At 61.9% G+C, this 20,172-nt stretch carries 22 protein-coding genes, 1 tRNA gene and 2 pseudogenes; 20 read left to right on the top strand and 5 right to left on the bottom strand.

The genetic code is table 11. The features are described 5' to 3' along the window. Positions 1-26: 26 nt before the first annotated feature. The 3 genes from F3J45_RS24045 to F3J45_RS24035 all read right to left on the bottom strand — a co-directional run bounded on the left by F3J45_RS24045 (position 27) and on the right by F3J45_RS24035 (position 4,151). A complete protein-coding gene (locus F3J45_RS24045; protein WP_167068989.1) occupies positions 27-980 on the bottom strand; it encodes a hypothetical protein in 954 nt (317 codons plus the stop codon). A 20-nt stretch (positions 981-1,000) separates the two neighbouring features. Beyond that, positions 1,001-2,716, bottom strand: coding sequence for a proline--tRNA ligase (locus F3J45_RS24040; RefSeq protein ID WP_167068986.1), 1,716 nt, complete (start codon positions 2,714-2,716; stop codon positions 1,001-1,003). A 160-nt stretch (positions 2,717-2,876) separates the two neighbouring features. Beyond that, positions 2,877-4,151, bottom strand: coding sequence for an OprD family porin (locus F3J45_RS24035; RefSeq protein ID WP_167068983.1), 1,275 nt, complete (start codon positions 4,149-4,151; stop codon positions 2,877-2,879). 745 nt (positions 4,152-4,896) lie between these two features. On the opposite strand from F3J45_RS24035, the gene F3J45_RS24030 reads away from it, so the two are divergent. After that, entirely contained in the window at positions 4,897-5,316 is a 420-nt protein-coding gene (locus F3J45_RS24030; protein WP_167068980.1) for an HIT domain-containing protein, read from the top strand. Position 5,317: 1 nt separating this feature from the next. Next, positions 5,318-5,524, top strand: a complete 207-nt coding sequence (locus tag F3J45_RS24025) for a SlyX family protein (protein ID WP_167068977.1) — start codon at positions 5,318-5,320, stop codon at positions 5,522-5,524. Positions 5,525-5,573: 49 nt separating this feature from the next. Here the strand turns inward: F3J45_RS24025 and F3J45_RS30165 are convergent, their stop codons facing one another. After that, positions 5,574-5,768: a cold shock domain-containing protein gene (locus F3J45_RS30165; RefSeq protein WP_061304901.1), complete on the bottom strand. Its 195-nt coding sequence runs from the start codon at positions 5,766-5,768 to the stop codon at positions 5,574-5,576. Between the two features lie 93 nt (positions 5,769-5,861). After that, a pseudogene (locus tag F3J45_RS30405) lies at positions 5,862-6,167 on the bottom strand (cold shock domain-containing protein membrane protein); the annotation flags it as partial. A 276-nt stretch (positions 6,168-6,443) separates the two neighbouring features. Here F3J45_RS30405 and F3J45_RS24015 point away from each other — a divergent pair. The 18 genes and pseudogenes from F3J45_RS24015 to F3J45_RS23930 all read left to right on the top strand — a co-directional run bounded on the left by F3J45_RS24015 (position 6,444) and on the right by F3J45_RS23930 (position 20,004). Continuing rightward, entirely contained in the window at positions 6,444-6,917 is a 474-nt protein-coding gene (locus tag F3J45_RS24015) for a Dps family protein (RefSeq protein WP_167068972.1), read from the top strand. Positions 6,918-7,065: 148 nt separating this feature from the next. Continuing rightward, positions 7,066-7,383, top strand: coding sequence for a ribbon-helix-helix domain-containing protein (locus F3J45_RS24010; RefSeq protein ID WP_167068969.1), 318 nt, complete (start codon positions 7,066-7,068; stop codon positions 7,381-7,383). Between the two features lie 100 nt (positions 7,384-7,483). Then, on the top strand, positions 7,484-7,705 hold the full coding sequence (locus F3J45_RS24005) for an FmdB family zinc ribbon protein (protein WP_027919960.1): 222 nt from the start codon (positions 7,484-7,486) through the stop codon (positions 7,703-7,705). A gap of 97 nt (positions 7,706-7,802) precedes the next feature. After that, entirely contained in the window at positions 7,803-9,575 is a 1,773-nt protein-coding gene (aspS, locus tag F3J45_RS24000; protein WP_205300073.1) for an aspartate--tRNA ligase, read from the top strand. Positions 9,576-9,684: 109 nt separating this feature from the next. Next, positions 9,685-10,431, top strand: coding sequence for a YebC/PmpR family DNA-binding transcriptional regulator (locus F3J45_RS23995; RefSeq protein WP_167068963.1), 747 nt, complete (start codon positions 9,685-9,687; stop codon positions 10,429-10,431). A gap of 138 nt (positions 10,432-10,569) precedes the next feature. Beyond that, the gene (ruvC, locus tag F3J45_RS23990) at positions 10,570-11,094 is read left to right on the top strand and encodes a crossover junction endodeoxyribonuclease RuvC (RefSeq protein ID WP_167068960.1); all 525 of its coding nucleotides are present in this window, start codon (positions 10,570-10,572) and stop codon (positions 11,092-11,094) included. 109 nt (positions 11,095-11,203) lie between these two features. After that, entirely contained in the window at positions 11,204-11,821 is a 618-nt protein-coding gene (gene ruvA, locus F3J45_RS23985; RefSeq protein ID WP_167068957.1) for a Holliday junction branch migration protein RuvA, read from the top strand. Further along, complete coding sequence (gene ruvB, locus F3J45_RS23980) at positions 11,818-12,864, top strand: Holliday junction branch migration DNA helicase RuvB (RefSeq protein WP_167068954.1); 1,047 nt, start codon at positions 11,818-11,820, stop codon at positions 12,862-12,864. The genes ruvA and ruvB overlap by 4 nt, the downstream gene beginning before the upstream one ends. Before the next feature lie 125 nt (positions 12,865-12,989). Further along, positions 12,990-13,455, top strand: a pseudogene (gene ybgC / locus F3J45_RS23975) (tol-pal system-associated acyl-CoA thioesterase). 19 nt (positions 13,456-13,474) lie between these two features. Beyond that, positions 13,475-14,140 (top strand): protein TolQ, encoded by a 666-nt coding sequence (gene tolQ, locus F3J45_RS23970; protein WP_205300076.1) that lies wholly within the window; start codon positions 13,475-13,477, stop codon positions 14,138-14,140. Between the two features lie 14 nt (positions 14,141-14,154). Then, entirely contained in the window at positions 14,155-14,607 is a 453-nt protein-coding gene (gene tolR / locus F3J45_RS23965) for a protein TolR (RefSeq protein ID WP_008090221.1), read from the top strand. Further along, the gene (gene tolA, locus F3J45_RS23960; RefSeq protein WP_167068947.1) at positions 14,607-15,683 is read left to right on the top strand and encodes a cell envelope integrity protein TolA; all 1,077 of its coding nucleotides are present in this window, start codon (positions 14,607-14,609) and stop codon (positions 15,681-15,683) included. The genes tolR and tolA overlap by 1 nt, the downstream gene beginning before the upstream one ends. Continuing rightward, a complete protein-coding gene (gene tolB / locus F3J45_RS23955) occupies positions 15,680-16,981 on the top strand; it encodes a Tol-Pal system beta propeller repeat protein TolB (protein WP_167068944.1) in 1,302 nt (433 codons plus the stop codon). The genes tolA and tolB overlap by 4 nt, the downstream gene beginning before the upstream one ends. Positions 16,982-17,035: 54 nt before the next feature. Continuing rightward, complete coding sequence (gene pal, locus F3J45_RS23950; protein ID WP_023381906.1) at positions 17,036-17,533, top strand: peptidoglycan-associated lipoprotein Pal; 498 nt, start codon at positions 17,036-17,038, stop codon at positions 17,531-17,533. Positions 17,534-17,539: 6 nt separating this feature from the next. Next, positions 17,540-18,355, top strand: a complete 816-nt coding sequence (ybgF, locus tag F3J45_RS23945) for a tol-pal system protein YbgF (protein WP_167068941.1) — start codon at positions 17,540-17,542, stop codon at positions 18,353-18,355. A 172-nt stretch (positions 18,356-18,527) separates the two neighbouring features. Then, positions 18,528-19,175 carry a 7-carboxy-7-deazaguanine synthase QueE gene (queE, locus tag F3J45_RS23940; protein WP_167068938.1) on the top strand — a complete coding sequence of 216 codons (648 nt, stop codon included), beginning with the start codon at positions 18,528-18,530 and terminating at the stop codon, positions 19,173-19,175. A 17-nt stretch (positions 19,176-19,192) separates the two neighbouring features. After that, the gene (gene queC / locus F3J45_RS23935) at positions 19,193-19,867 is read left to right on the top strand and encodes a 7-cyano-7-deazaguanine synthase QueC (protein WP_167068934.1); all 675 of its coding nucleotides are present in this window, start codon (positions 19,193-19,195) and stop codon (positions 19,865-19,867) included. Between the two features lie 61 nt (positions 19,868-19,928). Next, positions 19,929-20,004, top strand: a tRNA-Lys gene (locus tag F3J45_RS23930). Positions 20,005-20,172 lie beyond the last annotated feature (168 nt).

Here is a 20,172-nt window from a genome sequence, read left to right as displayed (position 1 = left end):
CTGCAAAGCAGCCCCTTTCGTTGACCTTACAGCGCCCCTGGGTCGGCCACCAACCGGCCAGTGGCCTTGGTCAGTGCCTTGAGAAACTCCTGTTGCAGTTCCGGGTCGTTGCGGGTCAACTCCACCAGGCTCTGCTCCATTTCACTGGCTTCCTCTTCCAGGCCCAGCTCCGAAAGGCGCTTGACCCGGTGTACCCACTGGCCGACATCGTCATCTTCAAGGTCATCGAAGATCAGCTCATGGGCTTCGCGCAGCTTGTTGCGCAGGGTTGCGCTGACCAGCAGGCTGGCATCGCCACGCACGCCGTTGTCTTCGTCGACCACCTGCAAGTGCAAGGTGCCCACGTTGTTCAGATGCTGCTCGGAGAACGGGCTGTCCAACAGGTTCAGGCGCAACACGCCATTCTTGTCGGTGGTCAGTTCGTGGGTCAGCTTGCCCGCTTTCACTTCGACCAACCGCTCGTTCCAGGGCAGGCTGGTGAATTCTTCACGCTTGTCCTTCTGCACTTCGCTGATGCCCGCCAGGTTCTGCTGGGCACGGCCATTGGACGGCGCGTTCATGAACGGGTTGAGCCCGTCCAGGCCATAGCTGAGCCAGTCGTGGGTCACGCTGTCTGGCAGGTTGCCCAAGGCAAATACGTTGACCACGTTGGCACCGATGCCCGCCACCACAGCCACCGCGCCCAGCGGAATCTCGTAGATTTCCCGCCAGGGCTGGTAGGGCGTGTAGCGGTCGTAGCGGCGCGTGACCTCGTACTCGGTAACCTCGAAACGCTTCTGCTCATGAATGCGCACACGCCGCTGCGGAAGCTCCATCACCTTCGGCTCGCCGACATCGATCTGCAGGGTGTGTTCGAGCAGCTTGCGCTCGACGCGCTCCTCATGGTCGCTGCGTTGGGACATCTGGTTGGCGCAACCGCTGACGAGCAGGGCGCCGCATAGTGCGGCGCCCCCCAGGGTAAAGGTACTTCGCTTGGACATGATCACTCGGGCATTGGTTATCAGCGACGAACGCGGGCCTTAAGGAAGGTCAGCACTTCATTGAGCGGCAACGCCTGGGCGTCCTGCTCGGTGCGGTGCTTGTACTCCAGGTTGCCGTCGGCCAGGCCACGGTCGCTGACGACGATGCGGTGTGGAATGCCGATCAGCTCCATGTCGGCGAACTTGATGCCGGGGCTGGTCTTCTTGTCGCGGTCGTCCAGCAGCACTTCGAAGCCAGCGGCAGTCAGTTCGGCGTAGAGCTTGTCGGTGGCCTCGCGAACCACCTCGGTTTCATAGCGCAGTGGCACCAGGGCGATCTGGAAGGGCGCCAGGGCGTCGTTCCAGATGATGCCTTTATCGTCGTAGCTCTGCTCGATGGCGGCAGCCACCACGCGGGACACGCCAATGCCGTAGCAACCCATGGACAGCACGACCGGCTTGCCGTTCTCGCCCAGTACCTGGCACTTCAGCGCTTCGCTGTACTTGGTGCCGAGCTGGAAGATGTGGCCGACTTCGATGCCGCGCTTGATCACCAGGGTGCCCTGGCCGTCCGGGCTTGGGTCGCCTTCGACGACGTTACGGATGTCGGCGACCTGAGGAACCGGCAGGTCACGCTCCCAGTTCACGCCGAAGTAGTGCTTGTCGTCGATGTTGGCGCCGATGCCGAAGTCGCTCATCAGGGCGACCGAACGGTCGATCACCACTTCCAGCGGCAAGTTCATCGGGCCCAGGGAGCCTGCGCCGGCGCCAATGGCGTCGCGCAGTTCGGCGTCGGTGGCCATCACCAGCGGGTCGGCGACCTGCTCCAGCTTGGTTGCCTTGATTTCGTTCAGCTCGTGGTCGCCACGGACCACCAGCGCCACCAGTTTGCCTTCTTCGGCGCCGCGCACGATCAGGGTCTTGACGGTTTTTTCAATCGCCAGGCCGTGGTTTTCCACCAGCTGGGCGATGGTCTTGGCATTCGGGGTGTCGACCAGGCGCAGCTCCTCGGTAGGGGCAGGGCGCACGGTTTCACGTGGGATGGCTTCGGCTTTCTCGATGTTGGCGGCGTAATCGGAGCTGTCGCTGAAGATCACGTCGTCTTCGCCGGACTCGGCCAGCACGTGGAATTCGTGCGAGTAGCTGCCGCCAATCGAGCCGGTGTCGGCCTGCACTGGGCGGAAGTCCAGGCCCAGGCGGGTGAATACGTTGCTGTATGCCTGGTGCATGCGGTCGTAGGTTTCCTGCAGGGAAGCCTGGTCGGCATGGAAAGAGTAGGCATCCTTCATGATGAATTCGCGGCCGCGCATCAGGCCGAAGCGTGGGCGGATCTCGTCACGGAACTTGGTCTGGATCTGGTACATGTTGAGCGGCAGCTGTTTATAGCTGGACAGCTCGTTACGGGCCAGGTCGGTGATGACTTCCTCGTGGGTCGGGCCGACGCAGAAGTCACGCTGGTGGCGGTCCTTCAGGCGCAGCAGCTCAGGGCCGTACTGCTCCCAGCGGCCGGATTCCTGCCACAGTTCGGCGGGCTGGATGCTCGGCATCAGCACTTCCAGGGCGCCGGCGGCGTTCATTTCCTCACGCACCACGTTCTCGACCTTGCGCATTACCCGCAGGCCCATCGGCAGCCAGGTGTACAGGCCGGAAGCCAGTTTGCGGATCATGCCGGCGCGCAGCATGAGCTGGTGGCTGATGACCACTGCGTCGGCAGGGGTTTCTTTCTGGGTGGCGAGCAAATATTGACTGGTGCGCATGGTTAGCCGTGTCGATTGCCTAAGACGTTGAAATAGCCCCGCATTGTACGGGGGTGAAACGAAGGCGTACAGAATGCCCCAGGGCGTGGCTGTTGTCAGCCAAGAAAAAGCCCGGCGGTTGTGCCGGGCTTTCTCAGGTGCGGGGCACTGCAAGCCAGGCTTACAGGATGCTCAGCGGGTACTCGACGATCAGGCGCAGTTCGTCCAGCGACGGGGAGCCGTAGTAGACGCCGTCGGCGGAGCGGTAGGTGGCCTGGCGTACGCGGAAGCTCAGGTCCTTGGCCGGGCCTTCTTGCAGCACGTACTTGATGTCGATGTCGCGTTCCCATTCCTTGCCGTTGTCGGTGGTGGCGGTGTTGGCGCCGGTACCACGCACGTAACGGGTCATGAAGGTCAGGCCTGGTACGCCGAACTCGGCGAAGTTCAGGTCGTAGCGCGCCTGCCAGGACTTCTCGTCCTCGGCGTTGAAGTCGGAACGGGCCACGGAGTTGGCCAGGAACACGGTGCCGCCACCGTCCACGCCGTAACCGTAGTCGCCGTCACCGGTCACCTTCTGGTAGGCCAGGGTGAAGGTGTGGGCGCCAACGTTATAGGCGGCCGACAGGCTGAAGGCGCGGTTGTCGAGCTTGGTCACGCCGTCGTTTTCGGCGCGTTGCAGGCCAGCACCATCGCTCTTGGTGTCATAGATGTTGAAGTCGAACACCAGGCCTTGCTTGTCGGAGAGTGGCAGTGCCCAGTTGACGTTGGCGTAGTATTTGCGCCAGTAGTCTTCGACCTTCGAGTAGTACAGGCTGGTGGACAGGCTGTCGGTGAAGGCATAGGTGCCGCCGATCACGTCGGCTTGCTTGAGGTGCAGGCTGTCGTGGAAGGTTTGAGCCTGTGCGTCCAGCGCGGTGAAGCGACCGGCGTTCAGGGTCAGGCCCTTGATTTCGTTGCTGGTGATCAGGGCGCCTTCGGCCATTTCCGGCAGCAGGCGGCTGTCGTCCGTGGCGAACACAGGCATGGCGGTGAACTGAGAGCCGACCTTCAGCACGGTATCGGAAATGCGCAGTTTCACCGCGCCGCCGGCCTTGGAGTAGTCATCCTGGGCGCGGCCGTCGGAGTCTTCAGGGAACAGGCCGGTACCGTAGCGGCCTTTACCGCTGTCCAGCTTCAGGCCGAGCATGCCGATGGCGTCGACGCCGAAGCCTACGGTGCCCTGGGTGAAGCCCGATTCATAAGTGCCGAGGAAACCCAGGCCCGTCTCTTCCACGCGGCTCTGGGTGCTCGGTGCGTTGTTGCGGAAGTCACGGCTGAAGTACAGCATGCGAGTCTTGACGTTCAGCTTGCTGTCTTCGAGGAAACCCTTGGAATCGTCCTGGGACGACGCTACGGCCATCTGCGAGGTCCCGGCTGCAACGGCCAGGGCGATCATGCTCCACTTCATCACGCGCATCGTGATTTGCTCCTTTGGTTTTTAGGAAGAGTACCGCTGTGCCCAAGTGTTTTAGTTATATGGGACAGCTCTTTCTTGTTATGTCGGCGAAAATGTATAGCACGCTGACTGTTATTGGCGATATGACAAAATTTCTCTTATCGGGAACTTTACGGTCATGTCGCTTTTAGGTATTTCCATGTCGCAAATCACGCCCCGTTAATTCGGGGCGTACAACGCCAGCGTTGTTCCGTTACCGTCATGTTTGCGTCATTCACGCCCTGCCGGTTGGGAAACTCCCTGGTGTCACCAATGCCGCTGTTGTTATTTGTCGCGTCACCTGGCATCTGCCAATGCAGGTGTCGTGCCGACTTGGCGTAGAAAGAATGCAACAAGCGTGCTCAACATTTACCACGATTGATGAAATTTTCACAAATCGCTCGGCCGAAGCGCTGAAGGTGCCGAAAACACGGGGCGAGGCCTGTCTGATGGTGTGCCAGTTGGTGCAGCGTGGTTATCGTGAAAACCCGCCATAAAAGTCAACGTGTTACCGGAAACAGTTGATGCAGAGTCGTGGGTGTGGGTAGAACCGTATTGCTACACACTTTTGTGGCCTCATTTTGGTGCGAAAAGTAGCGCTGTGTTACCGCGGTAGTGCAACTTGCGGTATTTCATGAACTTAAAGTGTGCGGTCGGCGCGATGGCGCATGCCGCCACCGGCGAAGCGCGGTATCCTTGATGCCTGATTTAGTGACGGAGGTTTACCGTGTTTGAGATGGATTCGCGTTTGCAGCAGGATTCCCTGGTGCTTGGGGATTTTCCGCTGTGCCGTCTGTTGCTCAGCAAGGATGCCAATTACCCCTGGTTCATCCTGGTGCCCCGGCGCGCCGGCGTGAGCGAACTGTTCGACTTGAGCGCGGACGACCAGGCGCAACTGTGGCAAGAAACCACCTGCCTGGCCGAAGCGCTCAAGCGCGAGTTCAAGGCCGACAAGATGAACGTTGCCACCCTGGGCAACGTGGTCAGCCAGTTGCACATGCATGTCATCGTTCGCCACCACGGGGACGCCGCCTGGCCTGCGCCGGTATGGGGCAAGGTGCCTTCGGGTGAGTATGCCCCTGGCCAGGTCGAGGCGATCGGCCAGCGCCTGCGCGGGCTGCTGGGCGACAGCTACCAGGAGGCCTGACATGTCGATGGACGCACGTATTGTCGAGTTGGAAACCCGCCAGGCATTTCAGGATGACACCCTCCAGGCGCTCAACGATGTGGTGGTCGAGCAGGGGCGGGTGATCGAACGCCTGCAACTGCAGGTGGCCGAGTTGATCAAGCGTTATGAAGAGATGGTCGGCCAGTACGGCAGCGAGGGGGAGGAAGCACCGCCGCCTCATTATTAAGGCGCCAGGTGCTGAAGGTGCCCCGGGGTTGCCCCGGGGCACCGCAGGGTCAGCGGCGGGTGACCGCCACCACGTCTTCGGCCTGCAGGCCTTTGTCGCGGTGCATCACCGAGAACTCCACGCGCTGGCCTTCGACCAGAATGCGGTGGCCTTCACCGCGAATGGCCCGGAAGTGCACGAAGATATCGTCACCCGAGTCGCGGGAAATGAAGCCGAAGCCCTTGGAGGTGTTGAACCACTTCACGGTGCCGGTATCGCGGTTGCCTGCTTGTACCGGTGCGCCCTGGCTTGCGCGTGCCTTGCGCCCGGTGCGGGCGAAGCCCACGGCCAGGTGCAGGGCAACGGCCAGTACCGCGCACACCAATGCCGCCAGGTTGCCCATTTCCGGGCGTGCCAGCAGGGTCAGGGTTTGCAGTACCACGGCCACCACCAGCAGCGCGCAGGCCAGGTGTTGCAGTTGCTGGCGTGCACCGCGGTAGTACATGGGCACGACCGGGGCCAGCAGCAGGTTGAGCAGGCCGAGCAGGGCCAGGTAGACCGCGTCGGGTTGCTGCAGGAAGGGTGTTGCGTCAGCTTTCAGGCTGGGTATGAGCGATAGCAGCAAAGCCGCGACGCCCGTCACCAGATGGACGATCTTGAACATGGGGTTGGCTCACAGTTGATAAGGCCGATCACAGGAAGAGCGGGCAGCACGGTGCGCATGAGGTGTAGGGCGCGAACACGTGGCAGGCCTGCCTATGCACCCGGCAATGACAATCCGCACGGGTGGCACGGTGCCTATTTAACCGCAAAGGCGGGGGCTTCTCAAACCGCAGGCGTCGCGTGCGGCTTTTGCGCTGGGTCATGGGCAGGGACGGGCAAGTGTTGGTAGAGTTGTCGGGCCTGCTTGATCGTCAAGCCAAATGGAAAGGGGAGCTTCATGGCAATCGATATCGGTATCAGTGAAGAAGATCGCAAGTCCATCGTCGAAGGCTTGTCCCGTTTGTTGTCGGACACCTACGTGCTGTACTTGAAAACCCATAACTTTCATTGGAACGTCACCGGCCCGTCGTTCCGTACCCTGCACCTGATGTTCGAGGAGCAGTACAACGAACTGGCGCTTGCGGTCGACTCGATCGCCGAGCGCATCCGCGCCCTGGGCTTCCCGGCGCCGGGGTCGTATGCATTCTACGCCCGGCATTCCTCGATCAAGGAGGAGGAAGGGGTTCCTGCGGCAAGCGAAATGATCCGCCAGCTGGTCCAGGGGCAGGAAGCGGTGGTGCGAACCGCACGCAGCATCTTCCCGGTGGTGGACAAGGTCAGCGACGAGCCAACCGCCGACCTGCTCACCCAGCGCATGCAGGTGCACGAAAAGACGGCCTGGATGCTGCGGGTACTGCTCGACGAAAAATGAGTGAAGCTTAACCACCGGTTGTAGGAAAGCCCGAAAGAGTAAGCGCTTTCGGGCTTTTTCGTTTGTGCGGGAAAGCTTTGCCGCTGATCAGTGTGTGGCTTTGCGCGCCTTACTGGGCCTCGGATTTCTCGTGAGGCGAAGGGGCGATATGCACGCAATCAACAAGGCTGCAAGGCACGGGGGCTGGCCGGGCAAGCCCAGCGTCGATCCATTCACGGTCGATTTCGACATGGCGCAGGTACAGCCGATTGCACGTTCCATCAGGCTTAATGGCTTTTCCACCTGCCTGCGCCTGGAGGCCGTGTATTGGGGTATCCTCGAACAGATTGCGGCGACCAACCGCTGTTCGGTGAGCGCGGTGTTGTCGTACGTCGACCGCGAGGTACACCTGCGCCAGGGCGGGGTGCGCAACTTCAGCGGGTTGATCCGGGTGATCTGCGTCGTCTGGCTGCTCGATCCACGGTGACACGCTGATCGCCGGGCGGGCTGCGCAGTGCCGGTTAACCATATATAATCCCGCTTTTTGCTGCCCTGGCAGCCCGCGTTGTGGTTGACGAGAGACGTTCATGCCCCTTTATGACTACCAATGTGCTTCCTGCGACCACCGCATGGAGGCATTGCAGAAGATCAGCGCCGCGCCGCTGACCGACTGCCCGGCCTGCCAGGCGCCGGCACTGAAGAAACTGCTGTCGGTGCCGGGCTTTCGCCTGAGTGGTAATGGCTGGTACGAAACCGACTTCAAGACCGGGGCGAAAAAGAATCTGGCAGGCGGCGACAAGGCCGACTGAGTTGAATTGCAGTAGCCGGGTCTTGCAGTATTAGCCCTTCGGGCGGCCAAGGCCTCCATCGAATACACGAATCACGAGAAGCGAAACCACCATCATGATGCGCAGCCATTATTGCGGCCAACTGAACGAGAGCCTGGACGGCCAGGAAGTCACCCTTTGCGGCTGGGTCCATCGTCGCCGCGACCACGGCGGGGTGATCTTCCTCGACATCCGTGACCGCGAAGGCATGGCCCAGGTCGTGTTCGACCCGGACCGCGCCGAAACCTTCGCCGCCGCCGACCGCGTGCGCAGCGAGTACGTCGTGCAGATCACCGGCAAGGTGCGCAAGCGCCCGGACGGCGCGGTGAACGCCAACATGGCCTCCGGCGCCATCGAGATCCTCGGCTACCAGCTGAACGTGCTCAACGAAGCGGAAACCCCGCCGTTCCCGCTGAACGAATACTCCGACGTGGGCGAAGAAACCCGCCTGCGCTACCGCTTCATCGACCTGCGTCGCCCGGAAATGGCCGACAAGCTGCGCCTGCGTTCGCGCATCACCAGCAGCATCCGCCGCTTCCTCGACGAAAACGGCTTCCTCGACGTCGAAACGCCGATCCTCACCCGGGCTACCCCGGAAGGCGCGCGTGACTACCTGGTGCCGAGCCGTACCCACGCTGGCAGCTTCTTCGCCCTGCCGCAGTCGCCGCAGCTGTTCAAGCAGCTGCTGATGGTGGCCGGTTTCGACCGCTACTACCAGATCGCCAAGTGCTTCCGCGACGAAGACCTGCGTGCCGACCGCCAGCCGGAATTCACCCAGATCGACATCGAAACCAGCTTCCTCGACGAAAGCGAGATCATGGGCCTCACCGAGAGCATGATCCGCAAGCTGTTCAAGGAAGTGCTGGACCTGGAATTCGGTGAATTCCCGCACATGACCTTCGAAGAGGCCATGCGCCGCTACGGTTCCGACAAGCCAGACCTGCGTAACCCGCTGGAACTGGTTGACGTTGCCGACCAGCTCAAGGACGTTGACTTCAAGGTCTTCGCAGGCCCGGCCAACGACCCGAAATGCCGCGTTACCGCCCTGCGCCTGCCAGGCGGTGCCAGCATGCCGCGCAGCAAGATCGACGAGTACACCAAGTTCGTCGGCATCTACGGTGCCAAGGGCCTGGCCTACATCAAGGTCAACGAGCGCGCCAAGGGCGTCGAAGGCCTGCAGTCGCCGATCGTCAAGAACATCCCCGAGGCCAACCTCAACACCATCCTCGACCGCGTAGGCGCCGTGGATGGCGACATCGTGTTCTTCGGTGCCGACAAGTTCAAGGTCGTCAGCGAAGCCCTGGGCGCGCTGCGTATCCGCCTGGGCCACGACTTCGAGCTGCTGACCTGCGAGTGGGCACCGATGTGGGTCGTCGACTTCCCGATGTTCGAAGAGAACGAAGACGGCAGCTTCACTGCGCTGCACCACCCGTTCACCGCGCCGAAGTGCACCCCTGAAGAACTCGAGGCCAACCCGGCTACCGCGCTCTCCCGTGCCTACGACATGGTGCTCAACGGCACCGAGCTGGGTGGCGGTTCGATCCGTATTCACCGCAAGGAAATGCAGCAAGCGGTGTTCCGCCTGCTGGGTATCGAGGCGGCAGAACAGGAAGAGAAGTTCGGCTTCCTGCTCGACGCCCTGAAGTTCGGTGCACCGCCCCACGGTGGCCTGGCCTTCGGCCTGGACCGCCTGGTGATGCTGATGACCGGCGCCCAGTCGATTCGTGAAGTGATTGCCTTCCCGAAAACCCAGAGCGCCGCGTGCGTCATGACCCAGGCCCCTGGCCTGGTCGACGCCAAGGCCCTGCGCGAGCTGCACATCCGCCTGCGCGAGCAGACCAAGGTCGAGTAATCGGCCCCGGGCGCATCCCGGCGGGTGCGCCCACGCGCTTCGGCGCAGTCTTCCCACGTTCCGCCCTTCGGGGCGGAACCTGTTTCTGTAGCAAGGATCTGGAGTCGTTATGGCTGGTCATTCCAAGTGGGCGAACATCAAGCACCGCAAAGAGCGCCAGGATGCCAAGAGAGGCAAGATCTTCACCAAGTGGATCCGCGAGCTGACGGTCGCCGCCAAGCAGGGCGGGGCTGACCCGGCCTCCAACCCGCGCCTGCGCCTGGCACTGGATAAAGCGCTGGGCGCCAACATGAGCCGCGACATCATCGACCGCGCCGTGGCCCGTGGTGCGGGCACCAACGAAAGTGACAACGTCGAGGAGCTTAGCTACGAAGGCTACGGCCCAGGTGGCGTGGCGATCATGGTCGAGGCCATGACCGACAACCGCAACCGTACCGCTGCCGCCGTGCGCCATGCCTTCAGCAAATGTGGCGGCAACCTCGGCACCGACGGCTCGGTGGCCTACCTGTTCGAGCGCAAGGGGCAGATCAGCTTCGCCCCGGGTGTGGACGAAGACGCCCTGATGGAAGCGGCGATGGAGGCCGATGCCGACGATGTGGTGGCCAACGATGACGGCTCGTTCGAGGTGTTCACCTCGTTCAACAGCTTCTATGCCGTGCGTAATGCCCTGGAAGAAGCTGGCTTCAAAGCCGCCGACGCGGAAATCGTCATGCAGCCGACCACCAGCGCCGAACTCGACCTGGAGGGCGCCGAGAAGGTGCTCAAGCTGATCGACATGCTCGAAGACCTGGATGACGTGCAGAACGTCTATTCCAATGCCCAGATTTCCGACGAGATCATGGAAAAACTCGGCTAAGGTGTTTTGGCGCCTGTATCGGCCCTTTCGCGGGACAAGCCCGCTCCTACAGGTATTCCACATGCCTTGTAGGAGCGGGCTTGTCCCGCGAAAGGGCCGGTAAAATTTGCAAACCTGCATGATTCTGATACGGGCACTATGACTCTGATTCTTGGTATCGACCCCGGCTCGCGCATCACCGGCTATGGTGTGGTTCGCCAGACCACCCGTGGTTGCGAGTATGTGGCGTCGGGTTGCATTCGCACCGGCAGCGGTGAGCTGCACGAGCGCTTGCAGATCGTTTTTCGCGGTGTCAGCGAAATCATCGCCCAGCATGGCCCGGTCACCATGGGCATCGAGCGGGTATTCATGGCGCGCAACGCCGACTCGGCGCTCAAGCTGGGCCAGGCCCGCGGCGCGGCCATCGTCGCGGCCGCCGAGGCGGGCCTGGAAATTGCCGAATACAGCGCCAGCCAGGTCAAGCAAGCCGTCGCCGGTAGCGGTGGGGCGAACAAGGAGCAGGTGATGCTGATGGTCATGCACCTGCTCAAGTTGACCCAGAAACCGCAGATCGACGCCTCCGACGCCCTGGCCATCGCCCTGTGCCACGCCCATACCCGTTCCAGCCTGGTGCCCCATGGCCTGGCCACGGCGCGGCGGCGCGGCGGGCGCTTGCGTCTTTGAGCGCTTCATGCGCTGATACATATTTTGGCCGGCTGAAGCGTTCATCCGGCGCATTTGCTGATAGGGTTGAGCGGTCTTCGACCGGCTCCCCGAGAGGAAGGATCGGAACGTGATTGGACGTTTGCGCGGCACCCTGGCGGAAAAACAGCCGCCTCACCTGGTTATCGATGTCAACGGCGTGGGCTACGAGCTGGAAGTGCCGATGACCACCCTGTATCGCCTGCCCAAGGTCGGCGAACCGGTTACCGTGCACACCCACCTGGTGGTGCGCGAAGACGCCCACCTGCTTTATGGCTTTGCCGAAAAGCGCGAGCGTGAGCTGTTCCGCGAGCTGATCCGCCTCAATGGCGTCGGCCCGAAGCTGGCGCTGGCGCTGATGTCCGGCCTGGAAGTGGACGAACTGGTGCGCTGCGTGCAGGCCCAGGACGCCGCCGTGCTGGTGCGCGTGCCGGGTGTTGGCAAGAAAACGGCCGAACGCCTGCTGGTCGAGCTCAAGGACCGCTTCAAGGCCTGGGAAACCTCCCCGGCCATGTTCACCCTGGTGTCCGACGGCCCGCTGCCGGTGGCCAGTGAGTCCTCGGCCGAGGCCGATGCGGTCAGCGCCCTGGTTTCCCTGGGCTACAAGCCCCAGGAAGCGAGCAAGGCCATCGCCGCGATCAAGGACAAGGCAGGCCTTAGCAGCGAGGAACTGATTCGCCGCAGCCTTAAAGGGATGATTACCAAGTGATCGAAGCCGACCGCCTGATCGCCGCCAGTGGCCGCGACCGTGAAGAAGTCCAGGACCGCGCCATTCGCCCGCTGCGCCTGGACGAGTACATCGGCCAGCCGGTGGTGCGCGAGCAGATGGCGCTGTTCATCCAGGCTGCGCGCGGGCGTGGCGAGTCGCTTGACCATACCTTGATCTTCGGCCCGCCAGGCCTGGGCAAGACCACCCTGGCCAACATCATTGCCCAGGAAATGGGCGTGTCGGTCAAGAGCACCTCGGGGCCGATTCTCGAACGCCCTGGCGACCTGGCGGCCATGTTGACCAACCTCGAACCGCACGACGTGCTGTTCATCGACGAAATTCATCGTCTCTCGCCCGTGGTCGAGGAAGTGCTGTACCCGGCGATGGAAGACTTCCAGCTCGACATCATGATCGGCGAAGGCCCGGCGGCTCGTTCGATCAAGCTCGACCTGCCACCGTTCACCCTGGTCGGCGCCACCACCCGCGCCGGCATGCTGACCAACCCCTTGCGTGACCGCTTCGGTATCGTCCAGCGCCTGGAGTTCTACAGCGACAAGGACCTGGCGACCATCGTCAGCCGCTCGGCCAACATCCTGGGCCTGGCCATCGAGGACCAGGGCGCCTACGAGATCGCCCGCCGCGCCCGCGGCACGCCGCGTATCGCCAACCGCCTGCTGCGCCGCGTGCGCGACTATGCCGAGGTGCGTGGCAAGGGCCAGATCACCAAGGCCGTGGCCGACATGGCATTGAACCTGCTGGACGTCGACGAGCGCGGTTTCGACCATTCCGACCGCCGCCTGCTGCTGACCATGATCGAGAAGTTCGATGGCGGCCCGGTGGGCGTCGACAACCTGGCCGCAGCCATCAGCGAGGAGCGCCATACCATCGAGGACGTGCTCGAGCCCTACCTGATCCAGCAGGGCTACATCATGCGTACGCCCCGTGGCCGGGTGGTGACCCGGCATGCTTACCTGCACTTTGGCCTGAATGTTCCCGGCAGCCTCGGCGGCGGTAGCGATTTTTCCGAGCCAGGCGATGAATGACAGATCGAAACCGGCTTTTTGTGGTCCTACCGCTGGCATGCCGATGGTGCGCTGGCAATACGACATTAATGAAGAAAAAACAGTTGCCGCAGCGGATTGGCAAGCTGAGGAGTAAGCACTAGAGTATGCGCGCGCAAAATGGCCTGGAACCGTTCGCTCACCGTTGTCGCGTCTATTACGAGGACACCGATGCCGGTGGCGTGGTGTATTACGTCAATTACCTGAAATTCATGGAGCGCGCGCGCACCGAACGCCTGCGGCACCTGGGCTTTTCCCAGTCGCAACTGGCCGAAGACAACCTGTTGTTCGTGGTCCATTCCAGCGAAGCCCGCTATCACGCGCCGGCGCGCCTGGACGACGAGCTGCGGGTTACCGCGCAAGTACTTGAACTCAATCGCGCCAGCCTGCGCTTCGTGCAGCAGGTCTGGCGGGAAAAGGATGAAACGCTGCTCTGCGAAGGGCAGTTCCTGGTGGCCGCCGTGCGCGCCGACACTTTCAAACCCCGAGCCATACCTCCCCAGCTGCGCGACGCCTTTGCGGCAGACGGCTCGGGTACTCAATCGAACGCAGGAGAATAAGCGTGGAAGCTAACGTCGTCGACCATACCTCCATGTGGAGTCTGGTCAGCAATGCCAGCGTGGTGGTACAGCTGGTAATGCTGACCCTGGTGGCCGCATCGGTCACCTCATGGATCATGATCTTCCAGCGCAGCACCATGCTGCGCGCCGGTCGTCGTGCGCTGGATGCCTTCGAGGAGCGCTTCTGGTCGGGTATCGACCTGTCCAAGCTGTACCGCCAGGCAGGCAGCAACCCCGACCCGGATTCGGGCGTGGAGCAGGTGTTCCGTGCCGGCTTCAAGGAATTCTCGCGCCTGCGCCAGCAGCCGGGCGTTGACCCGGACGCGGTCATGGAAGGCGTTGGCCGTGCCATGCGCGTGGCCATCTCGCGTGAGGAAGAGAAGCTCGAGCAGAGCCTGCCGTTCCTCGCCACCGTCGGTTCCACCAGCCCGTACATCGGCCTGTTCGGCACCGTGTGGGGCATCATGAACTCGTTCCGCGGCCTTGCCAGCGCCCAGCAGGCCACCCTGGCCACGGTTGCCCCGGGTATCGCCGAGGCCCTGGTGGCCACGGCCATTGGCCTGTTCGCGGCCATTCCGGCGGTAATTGCCTATAACCGCTTCGCCGCCCGCAGCGAAGTGCTGATCGGCCGTTACTACACCTTCGCCGACGAGTTCCAGGCGATCCTGCACCGTAAAGTGCACACCAGCGAAGAGTAAGCAGGTACTAGCCCATGGCCCGAGTTCGCCACAAACGCAAGCCCGTCGCCGAGATGAACGTGGTGCCCTACATCGACGTGATGCTGGTGCTGCTGGTCATCTTCATGGTGACGGCGCCGATGCTCAACCAGGGCGTCAAGGTCGACCTGCCCAAGGTTTCCAGCGAAGCCTTGCCGCAGGACAACAACGTCCAGATCCTCACCATCTCCATCAAGGCCGACAAGACCTACTACTGGAACCTCGGCAGCGAAGTCGACACCGACAAGCAGATGGACAAGGCCATGACCTTGCCGGACATGACCAGCGCAGTGACCAAGATCATTGCCGCCGGTCGCGACCAGGGCAAGCAGACCCAGGTCTTCATTCGTGGCGACAAGGCTGTCGACTACGGCGCCGTCATGGGCGCCATGGGCGGGTTGCAGAAGGCCGGTGTCGGTAACGTTGGCCTGATTACCGAGGCGCCCTGATGCAACAGCGAGAGCCATCCGCCTCGGAAAGCTACTTCTGGCCCAGTGTCTGGGCCATCGGCCTGCATGTGCTGGTGTTCGCATTGCTGTTCGTCAGCTTTGCCATGACCCCTGAATTGCCGCCTTCCAAGCCGATCGTTCAGGCTACGCTGTATCAACTCAAGTCCAAGAGCCAGGCGACGACCCAGACCAATCAGAAGATTGCCGGGGAAGCGAAGAAAACCGCCTCGCGCCAGACCGAAGTCGAGCAGCTGGAGCAGAAGAAGGTCGAGCAGGAGGCCATCAAGGCCGCGGAACAAAAGAAAGCCGACGCCGCTCAAAAGGCCGAGCAGGCACGTGAAGCTGCCGAGGCGAAGAAGGCCGAGGAAGCGGCGAAAGCCGCCGAAGCCAAGAAAGCCGCCGAGTCCAAGAAGGCCGAGGAGGCGAAGAAGGCCGCCGAGAAGCAGCAGGCCGACATCGCCAAGAAGAAGGCCGAGGAAGAGGCCAAGAAGCAGGCTGAGGAAGAGGCCAAGAAACAAGCAGCCGAGGAAGCCAAGAAAAAGGCCGCCGAGGACGCGAAGAAGAAAGCAGCCGAGGACGCCAAGAAGAAAGCGGCGGCCGAGGACGCGAAGAAGAAGGCAGCTGAAGAGGCCAAGAAAAAGGCCGCTGCAGACGCCCAGAAGAAAAAGGCACAGGAAGCGGCCCGCAAGTCGGCGGAAGACAAGAAAGCCCAGGCCTTGGCCGAGCTGTTGTCCGACACCACCGAGCGGCAGCAGGCCCTGGCCGACGAGCAGGGTGACCAGGTGGCCGGCGACTTCGACGACCTGATCCGCATGCGCGCGGCCGAGGGTTGGGCACGTCCGCCTTCCGCGCGTAAGGGCATGACGGTGACCCTGCAGGTCAGCATGTTGCCGGACGGCACCGTTACCGGTGTCAGCGTGGTCAAGTCCAGTGGCGATGGCCCGTTTGACAGTTCCGCGGTGGCAGCAGTGAAGAACATCGGTCGTTTGACCGAGATGCAGGGTATGAAGCCGAGCGATTTCAACCGTTATCGTTCGTTCAAGATGACATTTACACCTGAGGATCTAGCGTTGTGATTAAACTCCTTCGAGGAATGCTGGTCATGCTCTGCTGCGTGGCTGGCATGGCCATGGCAGAGGAAAAGAACATCCTGGTCACCAGCGGCAGCGACCGGGCCACGCCCATCGCGGTAGTGCCGTTCGGTCTGCAGGGTGGCAGCGTGCTGCCGGAAGACATGGCCGACATCATTGGCAACGACCTGCGCAACTCCGGCTATTACTCGCCGATCCCGCGGCAGAACATGATCAGCCAGCCGACCCAGGCCAGCGAAGTCATCTTCCGCGACTGGAAAGCCCTGGGCGCCCAGTACGTGATGGTTGGCAGCATCGTGCCGTCGGGCGGTCGCCTGCAGGTGCAATACGCGCTGTTCAACGTTGCCACCGAGCAGCAGGTGTTGACCGGTAGCGTTGCCGGCAGCGTCGACCAGCTTCGCGACATGTCGCACTACATCGCCGACCAGTCGTTCGAAAAGCTCACCGGCATCAAGGGTGCGTTCTCTACCCGCATGCTGTACGTGACCGCCGAGCGCTTCTCGACCAACAACACCCGCTACACCCTGCAGCGTTCGGACTACGACGGTGCCCGCGCAGTGACCCTGCTGCAGTCGCGCGAGCCGATCCTGTCGCCGCGCTTCGCGCCGGATGGCAAGCGCATCGCCTACGTTTCGTTCGAGCAGAAGCGCCCACGCATCTTCATCCAGCACATCGATACCGGCCGCCGCGAGCAGGTGACCAATTTCGAAGGCCTGAACGGTGCACCTGCCTGGTCGCCTGATGGTTCGCGCCTGGCGTTCGTGCTGTCCAAGGACGGCAACCCGGACATCTACGTGATGAACGTGGCATCGCGCCAGATCAGCCGCGTTACCGCCGGCCCCGGTATCAACACCGAGCCGTTCTGGGGTAAAGATGGCAACACCCTGTACTTCACCTCCGACCGTGGCGGCAAGCCGCAGATCTACAAACAGTCGGTCAGCGGTGGTGGTGCAGAGCGTGTGACGTTCGTGGGCAACTACAACGCCAACCCGAAACTGTCGGCGGATGAAAAGACCCTGGTCATGATCCATCGCCAGCAGGGCTTCACCAACTTCAAAGTGGCTGCCCAGGACCTGCAACGTGGAAGTGTAAAGATTCTCACGGAAACAAGTCTTGATGAGTCGCCCACTGTTGCGCCAAACGGCACCATGCTAATCTACGCCACCCGCCAGCAGGGCCGGGGAGTCTTGATGCTCGTGTCGCTTAACGGCCGTGTGAGGCTCCCACTTCCTACCGCTCAAGGCGAAGTCAGAGAACCGTCCTGGTCCCCTTACCTGAACTGATTGCGGCGTAATACGTTTTGCTTAACACACTGGGGTTTCATTAGGAGTTTCACGATGGAAATGCTGAAGTTTGGTAAATTTGCTGCGCTGGCTCTGGCCATGGCCGTAGCTGTAGGTTGCTCCTCGAAAGGCGGTGACAACGCTGGTGAAGGCGCTGTTGATCCGAACGCTGGCTACGGTGCCAACACTGGCGCTGTCGACGGTTCCCTGAGCGAAGAAGCCGCCCTGCGCGCAATCACCACCTTCTACTTCGAATACGACAGCTCGGACCTGAAGCCAGAAGCCATGCGCGCTCTGGACGTTCACGCCAAGGACCTGAAAGCCAACGGCAACCGCGTTGTTCTGGAAGGCAACACCGACGAGCGCGGCACCCGCGAGTACAACATGGCTCTGGGTGAGCGTCGTGCGAAAGCCGTTCAGCGCTACCTGGTTCTGCAGGGCGTTTCCCCTGCTCAGCTGGAACTGGTTTCCTACGGCGAAGAGCGTCCAGTTGCCACCGGCAACGACGAGCAGTCCTGGGCTCAGAACCGTCGCGTAGAACTGCGTAAGTAAGTTCTTATGCGTATGTGCCGTCGTGCTGTAACCGTCCTCGCACTCAGCCTACCGCTTTCGGCGTGGGCTGCGGTTCCTGTAGTTGATGACAACGGGGGTGCTTACCCACCTTCCGGTTATGGCACGAGCGGCGCCTATGCCGGCGCAGGGGCTTCGACCCCTGCCTCGGCACAGGGCCAGCTGTTCATGCAGCTGCAACAGATGCAGGATCAGCTTTCCCGCCAGCAAGGCATCATCGAAGAGTTGCAAAACGATGTGTCGCGCATGAAGCAGGAAAACCTGGAGCGATACCAGGACCTGGACCGTCGCATCAACAGTGGTGCCGCGCCTGCCGCGACTCCCGACAATTCCTCCACCGGTGGCGCACCTGTTGCCCCCGCCGGTGCAGCAGCAGGTGCCGCTGGCGCCGCTGCACAACAACCGGCCGCCAGCAGTGAGCCGGGTGATCCAGCGAAAGAAAAGCTCTACTACGATGCTGCTTTCGACCAGATCAAGCAGAAGGACTTCGACAAGGCCAGCCAGGCGTTCAACGCCTTCCTGCGCAAGTACCCGAACAGCCAGTACGCCGGCAACGCCCAGTACTGGCTGGGCGAGGTGAACCTGGCCAAGGGCGACCTGCAAGGCGCCAGCCAGGCATTTGCCCAAGTCAGCCAGAAGTACCCCAAGCACAGCAAGGTGCCAGACTCGTTGTACAAACTGGCTGACGTCGAGCGCCGCATGGGCCACACCGACAAGGTCAAGGGTATCCTGCAGCAGGTCATTACCCAGTACCCAGGTACTTCTGCCGCGCAATTGGCGCAGCGTGACTTGCAAAAGCTGTAAAGCCTGTAGGACTTATCTGCACCGTTCGAAAGAAACCCGCGCTTGCCGCGGGTTTTTTCGTTAGAATCACTGCCCTTTTATAAACACGCTGCTGCGGATAACGCCATGTCGAGTCCGCTGCAGTGCCTGACGGAGGCGGACAGCCTGTTTAGCTGTCACGCCCGTGGCGAGCATGCAAGACACATTACGCATCACCGAAGTCTTTTACTCTTTGCAGGGTGAAACGCGAACGGCTGGGCTGCCCACGGTATTCGTGCGCCTGACCGGTTGCCCCCTGCGCTGCCAGTACTGCGACAGTGCCTATGCCTTCACCGGCGGCACCATTCGCACCCTCGATTCGATCCTTGAGCAGGTCGCAGGCTTCAAGCCGCGTTATGTCTGCGTCACCGGTGGTGAGCCATTGGCCCAGCCCAATGCCTTGCCGTTGCTGCGGCGCCTGTGCGATGCCGGCTACGAAGTGTCGCTGGAAACCAGCGGCGCCCTGGACATTTCCGGCACCGATGTGCGGGTCAGCCGCGTGGTCGACCTCAAGACCCCAGGTTCCGAAGAGTCGCACCGCAACCGCTACGAGAACATCGAGCAACTGACCCGTAACGATCAGGTCAAGTTCGTCATCTGTTCCCGTGAGGACTACGACTGGGCGGTGTCCAAGCTGATCCAGTACAACCTCGCCGAGCGCGCGGGTGAGGTGCTGTTTTCGCCCAGCCATCACCAGGTAAGCGCCAGCGACCTGGCCGACTGGATCGTTGCCGACAACCTGCCCGTGCGTTTCCAGTTGCAGCTGCACAAGCTGTTGTGGAACGACGAACCCGGACGTTGATTGAAAGAGTGAACGACATGACTGAGAAACGCGCGGTAATCCTGCTGTCCGGCGGCCTCGATTCGGCCACGGTGGTCGCCATGGCCAAGGCCGAAGGCTACAGCTGCTACACCATGAGCTTTGACTACGGCCAGCGCCACCGCGCCGAGCTCAACGCCGCCGCCCGCGTCGCCCGCGACTTGGGCGTGGTAGAGCACAAGGTAATCGGCCTTAACCTCGACGGCATTGGCGGATCGGCCCTGACCGACAGCAGCATCGATGTGCCGGAAAGCCCTAGCGAAGGCATCCCGGTCACCTACGTGCCCGCCCGCAACACCGTGTTTCTGTCCCTGGCCCTGGGCTGGGCCGAGGTGCTGGAGGCGCGTGACATCTTCATCGGCGTGAATGCCGTGGACTACTCCGGTTACCCGGACTGCCGCCCCGAGTTCGTCGAGGCCTTCGAGCGCATGGCCAACCTGGCCACCAAGGCCGGTGTCGAAGGGCAAGGCTTCCGCATCCAGGCGCCGCTGCAGAACCTGAGCAAGGCGCAGATCGTGCAGGCCGGCATGGCCCGTGGCGTGGACTACAGCCTGACCGTGTCGTGCTACCAGGCAGACAACGATGGCCGGGCCTGCGGCAAATGCGACAGCTGCCGCCTGCGTGCCGAAGGCTTCAAGGCCGCCGGTGTAGACGACCCGACGCGCTATATCTGAAGAAATTATTGATGGGGTGTTGATTTCTCGTTAGAAATCAGTATTATACGCGCCATCCAACGGGTCGTTAGCTCAGTTGGTAGAGCAGTTGGCTTTTAACCAATTGGTCGTAGGTTCGAATCCTACACGACCCACCATATGCCGTAAGCCAGAGCCCGCGATCAGAAATGGTCGCGGGCTTTGTCGTTGTGCGCCAGGCATGGCGCGTTGCGCGTTAGCGCAACCTGCTTGGCTGTGGTGGCCAAAGCAGGAGACTTGGAGGTGCAAGTCCTCTACACACCCGGCAAGGGGAAGTGTTAGCCAGA

It is taken from the genome of Pantoea sp. Ap-967, assembly GCF_011752565.1.
Lineage (GTDB): Bacteria > Pseudomonadota > Gammaproteobacteria > Pseudomonadales > Pseudomonadaceae > Aquipseudomonas.
This window is presented reverse-complemented; position numbering and strand designations above follow the sequence as displayed.

Excerpts from the sequence above, each read along its gene's own strand:
- F3J45_RS24045 (WP_167068989.1), bottom strand. The coding sequence starts at position 980 with ATGTCCAAGCGAAGTACCTTTACCCTGGGGGGCGCCGCACTATGCGGC.
- F3J45_RS24040 (WP_167068986.1), bottom strand. The coding sequence starts at position 2,716 with ATGCGCACCAGTCAATATTTGCTCGCCACCCAGAAAGAAACCCCTGCC.
- F3J45_RS24035 (WP_167068983.1), bottom strand. The coding sequence starts at position 4,151 with ATGCGCGTGATGAAGTGGAGCATGATCGCCCTGGCCGTTGCAGCCGGG.
- F3J45_RS24025 (WP_167068977.1), top strand. The coding sequence starts at position 5,318 with ATGTCGATGGACGCACGTATTGTCGAGTTGGAAACCCGCCAGGCATTT.
- F3J45_RS24015 (WP_167068972.1), top strand. The coding sequence starts at position 6,444 with ATGGCAATCGATATCGGTATCAGTGAAGAAGATCGCAAGTCCATCGTC.
- F3J45_RS24010 (WP_167068969.1), top strand. The coding sequence starts at position 7,066 with ATGCACGCAATCAACAAGGCTGCAAGGCACGGGGGCTGGCCGGGCAAG.
- F3J45_RS24005 (WP_027919960.1), top strand. The coding sequence starts at position 7,484 with ATGCCCCTTTATGACTACCAATGTGCTTCCTGCGACCACCGCATGGAG.
- aspS (WP_205300073.1), top strand. The coding sequence starts at position 7,803 with ATGCGCAGCCATTATTGCGGCCAACTGAACGAGAGCCTGGACGGCCAG.
- F3J45_RS23995 (WP_167068963.1), top strand. The coding sequence starts at position 9,685 with ATGGCTGGTCATTCCAAGTGGGCGAACATCAAGCACCGCAAAGAGCGC.
- ruvC (WP_167068960.1), top strand. The coding sequence starts at position 10,570 with ATGACTCTGATTCTTGGTATCGACCCCGGCTCGCGCATCACCGGCTAT.
- tolQ (WP_205300076.1), top strand. The coding sequence starts at position 13,475 with ATGTGGAGTCTGGTCAGCAATGCCAGCGTGGTGGTACAGCTGGTAATG.
- tolR (WP_008090221.1), top strand. The coding sequence starts at position 14,155 with ATGGCCCGAGTTCGCCACAAACGCAAGCCCGTCGCCGAGATGAACGTG.
- tolA (WP_167068947.1), top strand. The coding sequence starts at position 14,607 with ATGCAACAGCGAGAGCCATCCGCCTCGGAAAGCTACTTCTGGCCCAGT.
- pal (WP_023381906.1), top strand. The coding sequence starts at position 17,036 with ATGGAAATGCTGAAGTTTGGTAAATTTGCTGCGCTGGCTCTGGCCATG.
- ybgF (WP_167068941.1), top strand. The coding sequence starts at position 17,540 with ATGCGTATGTGCCGTCGTGCTGTAACCGTCCTCGCACTCAGCCTACCG.
- queE (WP_167068938.1), top strand. The coding sequence starts at position 18,528 with ATGCAAGACACATTACGCATCACCGAAGTCTTTTACTCTTTGCAGGGT.
- queC (WP_167068934.1), top strand. The coding sequence starts at position 19,193 with ATGACTGAGAAACGCGCGGTAATCCTGCTGTCCGGCGGCCTCGATTCG.